Consider the following 15,100-nt stretch of genomic DNA (forward strand, 5'->3'; position numbering starts at 1 on the left):
TCGTTCGAACGTTGACCAGTGAGTAATAAGCGCACTACCTTTCAACGCGTTTCGAGCACGCGCTTTAGAACGGCGTTCCGCGGTGGACCCTGCCCGCGGGAATCCGGTGAGCCGCCATTGCTGTCCCGAACCCCCCACCGTGCAGTCTCACCCTTGATTCGGAGAATCATGACGTCTGCTGTGCGTTCCGAGGACATGATCATCGGCATCACTCCTTTCGGCGAACCCGATGCCGGGCTCGCCCTGGCGATCGACCGAGCCGGCGGGCTCGGCGTACTCGACCTGGGATCCGGTGACCGAAGAACCCGCGAGGCCCTGTCCCGCCTGCGCCGCGCCTCCCCGGGCGCCTTCGGGGTCCGGGTCGGCGCACACTGCCGGCTCACCCCTGCCGACCTGGAACCCGACGGCCCGCACACGGTGATCCTGACCGCGGAGACCAACGGGGCGTCCTGGCCGATCGACGGCCTTTCGGCCCGCTACCGCGTGCTGGTCGAGGTCACCGACCTGACGGGTGCGCGGGAGGCGTTACGCGCCGGGGCGCACGGCCTGATCGCCCGCGGCGCCGAGAGCGGTGGCCGGATCGGCGAACTGAGCACCTTCGTCCTGCTCCAGCAGCTCCTCGCCGCGCCCGAGGTGGCCGCCCCGGTGTGGGCGTGCGGCGGCATCGGCCCGCGCACGGCCGCCGCCGCGGTGGCCGGCGGTGCGGCAGGCGTCGTCCTGGACAGCCAGCTCGCGCTGCTCGCCGAGTCCGCGCTGCCCGAACCCGCCGCCGCGGCGCTGCGCACCCTGGACGGCTCGGAGACCGTCGTCCTCGCCGGGCACCGGGTCCTGCTGCGGCGCGGCCCCGACGCCCCGCAGCTCCCGGCGGGCGCGGGGGCGCAGGCGGTGGCGGCGCTGCTCGGCGCGCAGGATCCGCGCGGACAGCTGCTCCCGGTGGGCCAGGACGGCTTCCTCGCCGCGCGGTTCGCCGAGCGCTGGGGTGACGTGCGGCGGACCCTGCGGGCGGTGCGGGACGCGGTCCTGGACGCCGTACGCGACGACACGGCCGGACGGGCCCTGCGGGCCGGGTCACCGATGAGCCGGGCGCTCGGCACCCGGCTCCCCCTCGCCCAGGGCCCGATGACAAGGGTGAGCGACGGGGCCCCGTTCGCCGCGGCGGTGGCGGCCGACGGGGCACTGCCCTTCCTCGCCCTGGCGTTGGCGGACGGCGCGCGGACGCGGGCCATGCTCGCCGAGACCCGGGACGCGGTGGCCGGCCGGCCCTGGGGCGTGGGCGTCCTCGGCTTCGCGCCGGAGGACGTGCGCGCCGCACAGCTGGAGGCCGTACGGGAGCTGCGGCCGACGCACGCGATCATCGCGGGCGGCCGGCCGTCCCAGGCGCAGGCGCTGGAGCGGGACGGCATCCGGACCTTCCTGCACGTGCCGTCGCCGGGGCTGCTGCGGCAGTTCCTGGAGGCCGGGGCCCGCCGGTTCGTGTTCGAGGGCTCGGAGTGCGGCGGACACGTCGGACCGCGGGCGAGTTTCGCGCTCTGGGAGGCCCAACTGGCGGTCCTGGAGGACTGGTCGGAGGGCCACCGGGCGGAGGACGTCGAGGTGTTCTTCGCGGGCGGAGTCCACGACGAACGGTCGGCGGCGATGGTCGCCGCGCTCGCCGCGCCGCTGACCGCGCGCGGAGCGGCCGTCGGCGTACTGATGGGCACCGCGTACCTGTTCACCGAAGAGGCCGTGTCCTGCGGCGCGATCCGGCCGCTCTTCCAGCAGCAGGTCATGGCCGCCGAGCGCACCACGCTCCTGGAGTCCGCGCCGGGACACGCCACCCGGTGCGTGCCCAGCCCGTTCGCCGCCGGCTACCGCGACGAGGAGACCCGGCTGCGGGCCGAGGGCACCGGGGACCGACAGATCTGGGAGGCCCTGGAGCGGCTCAACGTCGGCCGGCTGCGCCTCGCGAGCAAGGGCGTGACCCGGGACACCGACGGCTCCCTCACCCCCGTCGACGAGCAACGCCAGCTCGCCGAAGGGATGTTCATGGCCGGGGCGGTGGCCGTACTGCGCTCGGCGACCACCACGGTCGCCGCACTGCACGAGTCGGTGACCACCGGCGCGATCGAGCATCTCACCCGGCGGGCAGCCGAGTCGGGCCGCCAGGAGACGGTCCGGGAGCCGGCCGCCCCGGCCCCGCTCGACATCGCCGTCGTCGGCATGGCGTGCATGTTCCCGCAGGCACCCGACCTGCCCACCTTCTGGGCGAACGTGGTCGGGGGCGTGGACGCGGTCGGCGAGGTACCGGCCGACCGCTGGGACCCGGCCGTCCACCACGGCGAGTCGACCCCGTCCAAGTGGGGCGGCTTCCTGCCCCGCATCCCCTTCGACCCCCTGCGGTACGGCATCCCGCCCGCCTCGCTCGGCAGCGTCGAGCCGGTGCAGCTGCTGTCCCTGGAGGCGGCCCGGCGCGCCCTGGAGGACGCCGGATACGGCGAAGGGGAGCGGGAGTTCGACCGCTCCCGCACCTCGGTGGTGTTCGGCGCCGAGGCGGGCAGCGACCTGTCGAACGCGGCCACGCTGCGGGCGGTCCTGCCCTCGTACTACGGCAGCGTCCCGGCGGGCCTCGACGACCAGCTCCCGCAGCTCACCGAGGACTCCTTCCCCGGCATGCTCGCCAACGTCATCTCCGGGCGGATCGCCAACCGGCTCGACCTCGGCGGCGCCAACTACACCGTCGACGCCGCCTGCGCCTCCTCGCTGGCCGCGGTGGACGTCGCCTGCAAGGAACTCGTCGGCGGCACCTCCGACGTGGTGCTCTGCGGCGGCGCCGACCTGCACAACGGCATCAACGACTACGTCCTCTTCTCCTCCGTGCACGCCCTGTCCCCGACCGGCCGCTCCCGCGCCTTCGACGGTTCGGCGGACGGCATCGCCCTCGGCGAGGGCGTGGCCTGCGTCGTCCTGAAGCGGCTCGCGGACGCCGAGCGCGACGGCGACCGGATCTACGGCGTGATCAAGGGCCTCGGCTCCTCCAGCGACGGCCGCTCGCTCGGACTCACGGCGCCCCGGCCCGAGGGCCAGCGCTCGGCCCTGGAACGCGCCTACCGCAACGCGGGCGTCTCCCCGGCCGACGTCGGTCTCCTCGAGGCGCACGGCACCGGGACGGTGGTGGGCGACCGCACCGAACTGCGCATCCTCAGCGAGGTGTTCGGCGAGGCCGGGGCGGAACCGGGCGGCTGCGCGATCGGCTCGGTGAAGTCGCAGATCGGGCACACCAAGTGCGCCGCCGGACTCGCCGGGCTGATCAAGACACTCCTCGCCCTGCACACCGGCGTCCGGCCGCCCACACTGCACGTCGAGGCCCCCAACGCGGCCTGGGACCCGCAGAGCAGCCCCTTCGCCTTCCACGCGCAGGCCCGGCCCTGGGCTGCGCCCCCCGAGGAACGCCTCGCCGGGGTCAGCGCGTTCGGCTTCGGTGGCACCAACTTCCATGTGGTGCTGAGCGCCTACGCCGACGGCGTGCCACCGGTACGGGGCGCGGACGCCTGGCCGGCCGAACTGTTCGTCTTCCGCGGACGGGACGCCGCCGCGGCCGGCCGTGCGGTGGACGAACTCCTCAGGGCCGCGGAGGCGGAGGGCCGGCCGTGGCGGCTGCGGGACCTGGCGCTCGGCGCCGCCCGGCGGTCGGACGCGAGCGGTGAACCGGCGCGGGTCGCGGTCGTGGCGACGGACGTGGACGACCTGGTCGGCAAGTTGCGACGGGTGTCGGCCGATCCGGCCGAGCACGACCCGGCACGCGGCATCCACCGGGCCGAGCCGGACGACCCCCAAGGCGACTCCGGGGACCCCAAGGTCGCCTTCCTCTTCCCCGGCCAGGGCAGCCAGCGCACCGGCATGCTCGCGGACCTGTTCGTCACCTTCCCCGAGCTGCGGCCCTACCTGGAACTCGGACGCGCCCACGCCGACACCCTGTATCCGCCGGCCGCCTTCGACGAAGCGGAACGCGACCGTCAGCAGGCCGCGCTGACCGACACCCGGGTGGCACAACCGGCCCTCGGCGTCGCCGGACTCGCCGCGCACGCCGTGCTCACCGCGGCCGGGGTACGGCCGGACATGGCCGCCGGACACAGTTACGGCGAGCTGGTCGCCCTCTGCGCGGCCGGCGCGCTGAGCCCCGAGACACTGCTGGACCTGAGCGCGGAACGGGCGACGGCGATCCTCGAAGCCGCCGGGGCGGCCGGGGCCGCTGGATCTGCCGGGTCTGCCGGGTCCGCCGGGTCCGCCGGTGGTGATCCCGGCAGCATGGCCGCCGTCGCGGCCGGTGCCGACAAGGTGGCGCGGGCCCTGGAGGCGGTACGGGCGCCGGACTCCGTGGTCGTCGCCAACCGCAACTCGCCCGAGCAGACGGTGATCTCGGGCCCCTCGGACGCCGTCGCCGACACCGTACGGCTGCTGCGCGAGGCCGGTATCGGGGCCAAGCGGATCCCCGTCGCCTGCGCCTTCCACAGCCCGCTGGTCGCCGGTGCCGCCGGCCGTTTCGCCGAGGCACTCGCGGTCCGGCCGGTGCACGCGCCCGAGTTCCCGGTGTGGTCCAACCGCACGGCAGCGCCGTATCCCGCCGACGCCGACGGGGTACGGACCGAACTAGCCGCCCAGATCGGCGCCCCGGTCGCCTTCGCCGAGCAGATCGAGGCGATGTACGCGGCGGGCGCGCGGATCTTCGTCGAAGCCGGTCCCGGGTCGGTGCTGACCCGGCTGGTCGGGCAGATCCTCGGCGACCGTCCGCACCGCACGGTGGCCTGCGAGCCCCGCCCCGGCGGCGGTCTGCACGGCTGGCTCGACGCGCTGGCCCGGCTCGCCGTCGCGGGCCTGCCGGTACGCGCCGGGTGGCTGCTGCGCGGCCGGGACGCGATCGACGCGGTACGGACCCCCGTGCCGAAGCGGCCCGGCTGGACGGTCGACGGACAGCTGGTCCGTACCGCCGCCGGCGCCCTCCTTCCCGGTGCGCTCGCACCGGCCCGCCGAGTCGTGGAACCCTTCGAGAGGACCGTGGCGACTGTGACGACGAACCCCCCGCACGGCGTCCCGTCCGACCGGGACGCGCTCGTCTCCGAATTCCTGCGCACCAGCCGGGAGATGATCGCCGCCCAACGGGACGTGCTGCTCACCTACTTCGGGGCCGCCGCGGGCGCGCCGCCGGCGGCGCCCGTGGCCGCGGTGCCGCAGGTGATCCAGGCGGTTCCCCAACTCCCCACGGCACAACCGGCGGTGTCCGCCGCGACGGCGGAATCGACCGGGGATTCCGCGCCGCCCCGGGCCACCGGGCCCGTCGATGTCCAGCAGGTCGTCCTGGAGATCATCAGCGAGCGCACCGGCTACCCCGTCGACATGATCGAGCCCGACCTCGACCTCGAGGCCGACCTCAGCATCGACTCCATCAAGCGGGCGGAGATCGCGGGCGAGTTGGCCCGACGTCTGGGTGCCGGGGCGGACGCGGACCTCGCGTCGATGGACGACGACGAGCTGGAGGAGCTGGCGAAGGCGCGGACCGCCGCCGCGGTGACCGACTGGCTGACCGCCAGGCTGGGCGGACCGGCCGCCCCCGCGCCCGCCGCCGGGCCCGACACCGCGGTGGCGGCAGCGGCGGTACCGGGCACGGAGCCCGGAACGCCTGCGCAGGCCCCGGCGGAGGTGACCGGCGAGCCGCCCCGCAGGCATGTGCTGCGGCCGGTCCTGCTCGACGCCGGCACCGACGCCTCGGCCACCCCCTCCGCCGTCCCTTCCAGCACGCTCTCCGGGACCCGTTGGATCCTCCTCGGGGAAGCCCCGGAGGCGGCGGCCCGGCTGGTGTCCCACGGCGCCGACGTCGCCGTACGGGCCCGGGACCACGTCCTGACCGAGGCGGACGGTCCGGTGGACGGCGTGCTGTACCTCGGCGCCCTCGACGACGCCGACGACGGCCCCGTCCTGCCGGACGCGTTCCCCGTCCTGAAGTCGGCTTTGGCACGCGGCCCGCGCTGGCTGCTGGCCGTGCGGGCCGCCGACGGCGGGACGCCCGACCCCCGCACCGCCGGGCTGCGCGGTCTGTTCCGGACGGTGGCACGTGAGTACCCCGAGCTGGTCGCCCGGGTCGTCGACCTCTCCGACACCTCGCCGTCCGCCGTCGCGGACGCCGTGGTCGCGGAGGCCGTCGCGCCGGACCGCACGCCGGTCGTCCTGCGGACGGCGGCCGGACGGCACGGCTTCGAGCTGGTGGAGGCGCCGCTCGGCGCGCTCGGCAGCACGGGCGCCGGACCGGCCGGGGACGGAGCCGCCGAGGCGGCGGCGCTCGGACTGGACCGGGACTCGGTGGTCCTGCTCGCGGGCGGGGCGCGGGGCATCACCGCGCAGTTCGCCGCCGCGCTCGCCCGTGCCGCCCGCTGCCGTCTGGAGCTGCTCGGCCGGACCCCCGCGCCGGACGGCCCCGAGGCCGCGGACACCGCTGCCGCCCGCACCCCGGCCGAGCTGCGTGCCGCACTCGCCGCGCGCGGCGGCGGGAAACCGACGGAGATCAACCGTGCCGCCGAACTCCTGCTGGCCCAGCGGGAGATCACCGCCACCCTCGCCGAACTCACGGCGCTCGGCGGCCGGCCCCGCTACCGCTCCGTCGACTTCCGCGAGCCCGGGGCGGTGCTCCAGGCGGTGAAGGAGATCCACGCCGAGCACGGCCGGCTGGACGGCGTGGTGCACGCGGCCGGGGTGATCGAGGACCGGCTCGTCGCGGAGAAGAGCGCCGAGTCCTTCCAGCGCGTCTACGGCACCAAGGCGACCGGCGCTGACGCCCTGCTCACCGCCCTGGAGGAACTCCCCGCCGCACCCGCGTTCACCGTGCTGTTCGGCTCGATCTCGGCCGTCCTCGGCAACCGGGGCCAGGTGGACTACGCGGCCGCCAACGACGCGCTGGAGACCCTCGGCGCGGCCTTCGCCGCCCGTACCGGGCACCGCGCGGTGACCGTGCACTGGGGGCCGTGGGCGCCCGCGGCCGGGCACGCCGGCATGGTGGGGGTGGAGCTGGCCCGGGAGTACGCGCGGCGCGGCATCCGGCTGATCGATCCCGAGGAGGGCACCGCGGCGCTGCTGCGGGAGCTGGCCTGGGGCGAGGAGTCCGCCACGGCCGTCGTCCACACCGCCTCGGGCTGGTGACGGCGGCCGTGGCCGCGCCTCACCGGCCCGTTGCCATCGTCGGCATGGCGGTCCTGCTGCCGGGCGCCGCCGGCCTGGACGCGTACTGGCGCAACCTGCGGGACGGCGTGGACGCGATCGGCGAGGTGCCCGAGGGGCGCTGGGACGCCGAGTTCTACCGTCCCGGCACCGCCTCCGAACCGGCCGTCGCGGACCGGGTGTACGCGCGGCGGGGCGGGTTCGTGGACGGGCTGGCGGAGGTGGAGGTGACCCGGTTCGGGATCATGCCCCACTCGGTGGCCGGGACCGAGCCGGACCAGCTGATCGCCCTGCACGTGGCCTCGGCCGCCCTGGACGACGCGGGCGGCCCGGACCGGCTCCCCGACCGAGGGCGCGTCGGCGTCGTCCTCGGCCGGGGCGGCTATCTCGGTCCCGGCCTGGTCCGGCTCGACCAGCGGGTCCGGACGGCCGGTCAACTCGTACGCACGCTCGGTGAGTTGCTGCCCGACCTCACCTCCGACCAACTCGGCCGCGTACGGGCGGCGTTCACCGAGCGGCTCGGTCCGGACAGTCCCGAGTCGGCGATCGGTCTGGTGCCCAATCTCGCCGCCTCCCGGATCGCCAACCGGCTGGACCTGCGCGGTCCGGCGTACACCGTGGACGCGGCCTGCGCGTCCTCGCTGGTCGCCGTGGACCAGGCGGTGGCCGAACTCGGCTCAGGGCGCTGCGACCTGATGCTCGCGGGCGGCGTCCACCACTGCCACGACATCACGCTGTGGAGCGTCTTCTCCCAGCTCCGCGCCCTCTCCCCCAGCCAGCGCAGCCGCCCCTTCCACCGGGACGCCGACGGCATCCTGATCGGCGAGGGGACGGGCGTCGTCGTCCTCAAGCGGCTGGCCGACGCCGAGCGCGACGGCGACCGGATCTACGCGGTGATCCGGGGCACCGGGGTGGCCAGTGACGGCCGGGCCGCGGGACTGGTCAACCCCGATCCGGGCGGTCAGGCGCAGGCCGTCCGGCAGGCGTGGCGGGCCGCCGGGCTCGACCCGGCCGAGCCCGGTTCGATCGGTCTGCTGGAGGCGCACGGCACCGCGACCCCGGCGGGCGACGAGGCTGAACTGACAACCCTCGCCGAGGTGTTCGGCCCCGGCGAGGGTGAAGCGGTGCTGGGGTCGGTCAAGTCGATGATCGGGCACACCATGCCCGCCGCCGGGGTGGCCGGCCTCGTCAAGGCCGCGCTCGCCCTCCACCACGGCATGCTGCTCCCGACCCTGCACTGCGACGACCCGCACCCCGCCCTGGCCCGCACCCGGTTCCGCACCCTGGAGAAGGCGGCCGACTGGGAGACCACCGAGCGGCAGCCCGTGCGCCGGGCCGCCGTCAACGCGTTCGGGTTCGGCGGGATCAACGCGCACGTGGTGCTGGAGGAGGCGCCCGGGGCCCGCGGGCCCCGCGCGACCGCCCCGCCCCGTCCGGTCCTGGCGGTCACCGAACCCGAGCGGGTCCTGCTGCTCGCCGCCGACTCCCCCGCGCGTCTCGCCGCCCTCCTGGACGCCGACGACGACACCGTACGGGCCGCCGGACTCGCCCCCTCCCATCCGCACCCGGACGCGGGACCGGCCCGCCTGGGCATCGTCGACCCGACCGCGAAGCGGCTCGCCCTGGCCCGCCGCGCGGTCGGCAAGCGGCGTGCCTGGCACGGCCGCAGCGACGTCTGGTTCCGGCCCGGCCCCCTGCTGGGCACCGAAGCGGGCGGACCCGCGTTCCTGTTCCCCGGCCTGGAGGGCGACTTCACCCCGCAGGTCGACGACGTGGCCGCCCACTTCGGGCTGCCCGCCCCGTCCGTCGGCGGGGACCGGACCGGTGACGTGGGCCGTCACGGTTTCGGTGTGGTCGCCGTCGGCCGGCTGCTCGACGCCGCGCTGCGCCGCACCGGGATCGTGCCGGCCGCGGTCGCCGGGCACAGCGTGGGCGAGTGGACGGCGATGGCGACGGCCGGGCTGTACTCCGGGGACGAGGTCGACGCGTTCATGGCGGACTTCGACCCCGACTCGGTGGCGGTTGCGGGGCTGGCCTTCGGGGCGATCGGCGCGTCCGCCGAGCGGGTCCTGGCCGCCCTGCGGGACGGCGGCCGGACCACGGCGGGACTGGTGCTCTCCCACGACAACGCGCCCGGCCAGTCGATGGTGTGCGGGCCGGAGGCGGCGGTGGAGGAGTTCGTGCGGGCCTTCCGCGCCCAGGGTGTCCTCAGCCAGGTGCTGCCGTTCCGGTCGGGCTTCCACACGCCGATGCTGGAACCGCATCTCGGCCCGATCAAGGAGGCCGCCGACCGGTTCCGGCTGTGTCCGCCGCACACCCCCCTCTGGTCGGGGACGACCGCCGCGCCCTTCCCCGAGGACGAGGCGGGGATCCGGTCCCTGTTCGTCCGCCATCTGCTGGAACCCGTCCGCTTCCGGCAGCTGACCGAGGCGCTGTACGCGGCCGGGCACCGGGTGTACGTCCAGGTCGGCCCGGGTCAGCTCGGTTCCCTCGTCGGGGACACCCTGGGCGGCCGGGACCACCTGGTCGTCGCCGCCAACTCCCCCCACCGCACGGGCCTCGCCCAGCTCCGCCGGGTGGCCACCGCGCTGTGGACGGCCGGGGCGGCGGTGGCGCCCTCCCTCGGGCCCTCCCCGGCACCCGGCGCGGCCGCGCGGGCGGCACGGCCACCGGTGCGGCTGGACCTGGGCGGCGCCCTGGTGTCCCTCGCGCCGCAGCGGCTCACCGCACTGCGGGCCGAGCTGCGCGCGCCGGTCCGTGCGCCGGGCCCCGTCGGTCCTTCGCCGCTGGACGCCCTGGCCGGGGGTTCACCGATGGCCGCCGAACTGTCCGCCCTGCTGCACGAGACGGCGGACACGGCGGCCGCCCTCATGACCGCGAGGGCCGGCGCTCCCGCGGCCGCACGGCGGACCGGCCCGTGGCACACCGTCGTCCACGTCTCCCCCGGCACCATGCCCTACCTGCTGGACCACTGCTTCTTCCCGCAGCGGCCCGGCTGGCCCGAGGTCGCCGACCGGTGGCCGGTCGTCCCGGCGACGACGATCGTGCAGCACATCGTGGACGCGGCGGCGGACGCGGCGCGGGACTCGGCCCCCGGCACGGTGCCGGTCGCCGTGCACGGCGCGCGGTTCGAGGAGTGGCTCACCGCCACTCCCGCCGTCGACGTGCCGGTCACCGTGACCCCCGAAGGCCCCGACCGGCTGGCCGTGTCCTTCGGCCCCCGGGCCCGCGCCACCGTGGAACTGGCCGCCGCCCACCCACCGCCGCCCGCCCCGTGGCCCACCGACCCCGGCGCCGAGCGCGCCCCGGACCACACCGCCGCCCAGCTCTACGACGAGCGCTGGATGTTCCACGGCCCGGCGTTCCGGGGCGTCACCGAACTCGGCGCGATCGGCGACCGCCACGTACGCGGGGTGATCACCACCCCGTCCGCGCCCGGCGCGCTGCTGGACAACGTCGGCCAGCTCCTCGGCTACTGGATCATGGCGACCCGTACCGAGCGGACCGTCGTGTTCCCGGTCGGGATGCGGGAGATGCGCTTCCACGGACCGCATCCGGCGCCGGGGACCGAGGTGGGGTGCCTGGTGCGGATCACCTCGCTCACCGACGCCTTCCTGGAGGCCGACGTCCAGCTGACGGTCGGGGGCACGGTGTGGGCGGAGTTGTACGGCTGGCAGGACCGCCGGTTCGACAACGACCCGAAGACCCGGCCGGTCGAGCGTTTCCCGGAGCGCCACACGCTGTCCGAGACCCGTCCGGGCGGCTGGCAGCTGCTGCACGAGCGGTGGCCGGACCTGGCGTCCCGTGAGCTGATCATGCGCAACTCCCTGGGTGGAGCGGAGCGTTCGCAGTACGCGGAACACGCGCCGCGCGGGCGCCGGCAGTGGCTGCTGGGCCGGATCGCGGTGAAGGACGCGGTACGGCAGTGGCTGTGGGACCAGGGCGAGGGCCCGGTCTTCCCGGCCGAGCTGCGGGTGCGCAACGACGAGGCCGGACGGCCGTACGTCACCGGCTTGCACGGACGCGTCCTGCCCGCGCTGGACGTCTCGCTGGCCCACTGCGCGGAGGCGGGCGTCGCGATCGTCCGGCCGCACACGCCGGGCCCCGGCCCGGGGATCGACATCGAGGAGGTCACCGACCGCACCCCGCAGACCCTCGCCGCCGCCCTCGGCGAGGACGAACTACGGCTGCTGCGCGCCCTGTCGGCCGGCTCCGGCAGCTCCGAAGCCCTGTGGTTCACCCGCTTCTGGGCGGCGAAGGAGGCCGTCGCCAAGGCGGAGGGCACCGGATTCGGCGGCAGGCCGCGGGACTTCACGGTGCTCGACGCGACACCGGCCGGCGACCGGCTGACCGTCTCGGGCCGCCTCGAACGCGCCTACCCCGTGCACTGCGCACCGGCCGCCAACCCGCCCCGGCTGCCCGACCGTTCGTACGTGGTGGCCTGGACGACGGGACACCCGACCGCGAAGGAGTACGACGCCCGATGACACCCCCCACCCCCCGCACCCCCGTCACCGCCGACGAGAGGTCCGTCCTGGCCGATCTCACCGGCATGCTCACGCAACTGCTGCAGGACGAGTACGGGCTCGACGACATCGAGATCGACCTGCAGACCACCTTCAACCGCGACCTGGAGCTGGAGAGCATCGACCTCGTCGCCCTGGCCGGTCTGCTCCAGGAGCGGTACGGCGACCGGGTCAACTTCGCCGAGTTCCTGGCCGGCATGGAGTTCGACGAGATCATCGAACTGACCGTCGGACGGCTCGTCGAGTACGTCGTGACGAGCCTGAAGGCCGCGGAGGCGAGCTGAGCCATGGCGATGGTCGACACCGGCTCCGTCCGGTTGCACGTACAGCGGATCGGCCCCCGGCAGGGCCGGCCGGCCACCGCCACCGTGGTCCTGGTGCACGGCCTGCTGACCGACAGCCTGGCCAGCTACTACTTCACCGTCGCCCCCGCGTTCGCGGCCGCCGGACTCGACGTCGTCATGTACGACCTGCGGGGCCACGGCCGCAGCGAGCGCCCCGCCGCGGGCTACACGCTCGACGACAACATCGACGACCTGGAGGCGCTGCTCGGCCGGCTCGGGGTGACCGGGCCGGTGCACCTGGTCGGCAACTCCTACGGCGGCACGATCGCGTTCGGCTACGCGGCCCGTCACCCCGAGCGGGCGGCGAGTGTCAGCCTCGTCGAGTCCGAACCGGCCACCGCCGCCTGGGCGGTGAAGCTCGGCGGGATCCTGGACCGGGTCATGACCCAGCTCGCCCACCACGAGTCCGACGCGATCGCCTGGATCACCGCGAACCGCGGCCACAACACGGCCCGCCTGGCCAGGGGCGCGGCCCGGCTCGCGCGGGAGACCTCCCTCGGCCGGGACATCCCGGCCAGCCGGGTGTTGACGGACGACCGGATAGCCGCGGTGCGCTGCCCGGTGCTCGGGCTGTACGGCGCCGACTCCGATCTGGCCGAACTGGCGCCCTGGCTGCGGGCGGTGCTGCCGGACTGCCGCACCGTGGTGATCCCGGGGCATGAGCACTCGGTCCTGGTCGAGGCCTCGGGGACGGTCGGCGGGCACATCCTGTCCCTCGTCGAGAAGGCCGGGCGGGTGGCGGCGGAGGCGACGGGGTGAGCCGGTTCCTGTTCGTCGTGCCGCCGCTGGTGGGTCACCTCAACCCGGCCGTCGGCGTCGCCGCCGAACTCACCGCACGGGGCCACCGGGTGGCGTGGGCCTGCGCCGATCCGGAGCTGGTCGGCCGGCTGGCGGGACCCGGGGCCGGGGCGGTGTTCGCCTGCGGCGGGGCGCCGCCCGGAGAGCGGCCCGCCGACCTGCGCGGTCCGCAGGCGCTGAAGTTCCTGTGGGAGTGGTACCTGCTGCCGCTCGCCGAGGCGATGGCACCGGGTGTGCGGGCGGCCGTCGAGGCGTTCCGGCCGGACGTCGTCGTCGCCGACCAGCAGGCCTTCGCCGGCGCGCTGGTCGCGGAGCGGCTGGACCTGCCGTGGGCGACCTCGGCGACCACCTCGGCCGAGTTCACGGATCCGCTGGCCGGGCTGCCCAAGGTCAGGGAGTGGCTCGACGGGCGCCTCGCCGCACTGCGGTCCGCGATCGGCGATCCGGCGGGCACCGCCGACCCCCGCTTCTCGCCGCATCTCGTCCTGGCCTTCAGCACACCGGAGTTGGCGGGCGACGCGCACGGTGGCGTGCGCTGGGTGGGCCCGTCGATCACGGCCCGGCCGTCCGCCGCCGGCTTCCCCTGGGAGTGGCTCGACGGCGGCCGCGCCACCGTGCTGGTCACGCTCGGCACCGCCAACACCGACGTCGGCGGACGGTTCCTCGAAGTCTGCCGGGAGGTGCTGCGGGAGCGGGCCGACCGGGTGCAGGGCGTGATCGTCGACCCGGGCGGCACGCTGGAGCCGCGGGGCGACGACAAGGACGTGCTGATCCTGCCGTCGGTGCCGCAACTCGCCCTGCTGGAAAGGCTGGCGAGGGGATCCGGCGCGGTGGTCTGCCATGCCGGGCACAACAGCGTGTGCGAGGCCCTGTGGCACGGGGTCCCCCTGGTCGTGGCCCCGATCCGCGACGACCAGCCGGTCGTGGCCGGGCAGGTCACCGACGCGGGAGCCGGGGTGCGGGTGCGGTTCGGCCGGGTCGGCGCGCGGCAGCTGGGCGCGGCGGTCGACTCCGTGCTGGACGAACCCGGACACCGCGCCGCCGCCGGCCGGATCCGTACGGCGTTCCGCGCCGCGGGCGGTTCGTCCGCCGCCGCGGCCCATCTCGAAGACCTGGCCAGGGAGTTCAGATGAGCGAAGAGAGCAAGCCCGCCGAGCGGATCGCCGCAGCGCGTCCCGCCTACCGGGCGGACATCGCCGCCGGCCTGGACCGCTTCTTCGAGCCCCGCCGCACCAGCTGCCCGTGGTGCGGCTCGGCGGCGCTGACCACCCGGCTGCGCACCACCGACCTGCTCCAGCACAAGCCGGGCCGCTTCGTCCTGGACCGCTGCGAGGGCTGCGGGCACACCTTCCAGAACCCGCGGCTGAGCGCCGAGGGCCTGGAGTTCTACTACCGGGACTTCTACGACGGGCTGGGCGAGAAGAAGCTCGGGGACACCTTCGGGGGCCGGACGAAGATGTACCGGGGGCGGGCCGGGTCGATGCTGGCGCACGACCCCGCGCCGAAGACCTGGCTGGACGTCGGCACCGGGCACGGTCACTTCTGCGGGGCCGCCCGGGAGGTGCTGCCGGGGACCACGTTCGACGGGCTGGACTTCACCGACGGCGTCGAACTCGCCGAGCGGGAGGGCCGGGTGGAGCACGGCTACCGGGGCGCGTTCCCCGAGCTGGCGCCCGAACTCGCCGCCCGTTACGACGTGGTGAGCATGTTCCACTACCTGGAGCACAGCACCGACCCCGACCGCGAGCTGCGCGCCGCGCATCGGACGGTGCGCCCCGGCGGCCATCTCCTCATCGAGGTGCCGGACCCCGAGAGCCGCTACGCGCGGCTGCTGGGCCGCTGGTGGCTGCCCTGGCTCCAGCCGCAGCATCTGCACTTCGTGCCGGTGGCCAATCTGCGGGAACGGCTCACACGGCTGGGCTTCACGGTGGTGGCGGAGCAGCACGCCGAGCCGCACGACCCGGTCGACCTGCTGGCCGCCGTGTGGCTGGCGCTGGACCACGCGGCGCCGCGCGACGACGCGCCGTGGCTGCCCGGGCCGCCGGGCGCGCTGCGCCGCACGCTGCGCGGGGCGCTGCTGGTCGCCGGGATCCCGGCGCTGATCGTGGGCACCCTGCTCGACCGGTTCGCGGTGCGTCCGCTCGCGCACCGGCTCGGCGTGTCCAACGCGTACCGGATCGTGGCCCGGCGCGACTGACGGACCGGTGCGCGTGCGGGTCCCGCCGTGCTAGCTTCGCCCCGTTCTCTTCA

At 75.5% G+C, this 15,100-nt stretch carries 6 protein-coding genes; all 6 read left to right on the forward strand.

What is annotated here, in order from left to right; translation table 11 throughout:
* Positions 1-168 precede the first annotated feature (168 nt).
* From OG933_RS07845 to OG933_RS07870, 6 genes are read left to right on the forward strand one after another with little or no spacing between them, the layout of a single operon-like run.
* A complete protein-coding gene (locus OG933_RS07845) occupies positions 169-7,164 on the forward strand; it encodes an SDR family oxidoreductase (RefSeq protein WP_405626164.1) in 6,996 nt (2,331 codons plus the stop codon).
* A 44-nt stretch (positions 7,165-7,208) separates the two neighbouring features.
* Positions 7,209-11,669 carry a beta-ketoacyl synthase N-terminal-like domain-containing protein gene (locus OG933_RS07850; RefSeq protein ID WP_405626165.1) on the forward strand — a complete coding sequence of 1,487 codons (4,461 nt, stop codon included), beginning with the start codon at positions 7,209-7,211 and terminating at the stop codon, positions 11,667-11,669.
* The gene (locus OG933_RS07855; protein WP_362518928.1) at positions 11,666-11,992 is read left to right on the forward strand and encodes an acyl carrier protein; all 327 of its coding nucleotides are present in this window, start codon (positions 11,666-11,668) and stop codon (positions 11,990-11,992) included. Before OG933_RS07850 ends, OG933_RS07855 begins: the two co-directional genes overlap by 4 nt.
* 3 nt (positions 11,993-11,995) lie before the next feature.
* Complete coding sequence (locus OG933_RS07860; protein WP_405626167.1) at positions 11,996-12,811, forward strand: alpha/beta fold hydrolase; 816 nt, start codon at positions 11,996-11,998, stop codon at positions 12,809-12,811.
* Positions 12,808-13,983, forward strand: a complete 1,176-nt coding sequence (locus tag OG933_RS07865) for a glycosyltransferase (protein ID WP_405626169.1) — start codon at positions 12,808-12,810, stop codon at positions 13,981-13,983. Before OG933_RS07860 ends, OG933_RS07865 begins: the two co-directional genes overlap by 4 nt.
* Positions 13,980-15,047, forward strand: a complete 1,068-nt coding sequence (locus OG933_RS07870; protein WP_362518919.1) for a class I SAM-dependent methyltransferase — start codon at positions 13,980-13,982, stop codon at positions 15,045-15,047. Before OG933_RS07865 ends, OG933_RS07870 begins: the two co-directional genes overlap by 4 nt.
* The last annotated feature ends 53 nt before the right edge of the window (positions 15,048-15,100 follow it).

This window comes from Streptomyces sp. NBC_00016 (genome assembly GCF_045040885.1).
Lineage (GTDB): Bacteria > Actinomycetota > Actinomycetes > Streptomycetales > Streptomycetaceae > Streptomyces > Streptomyces coriariae.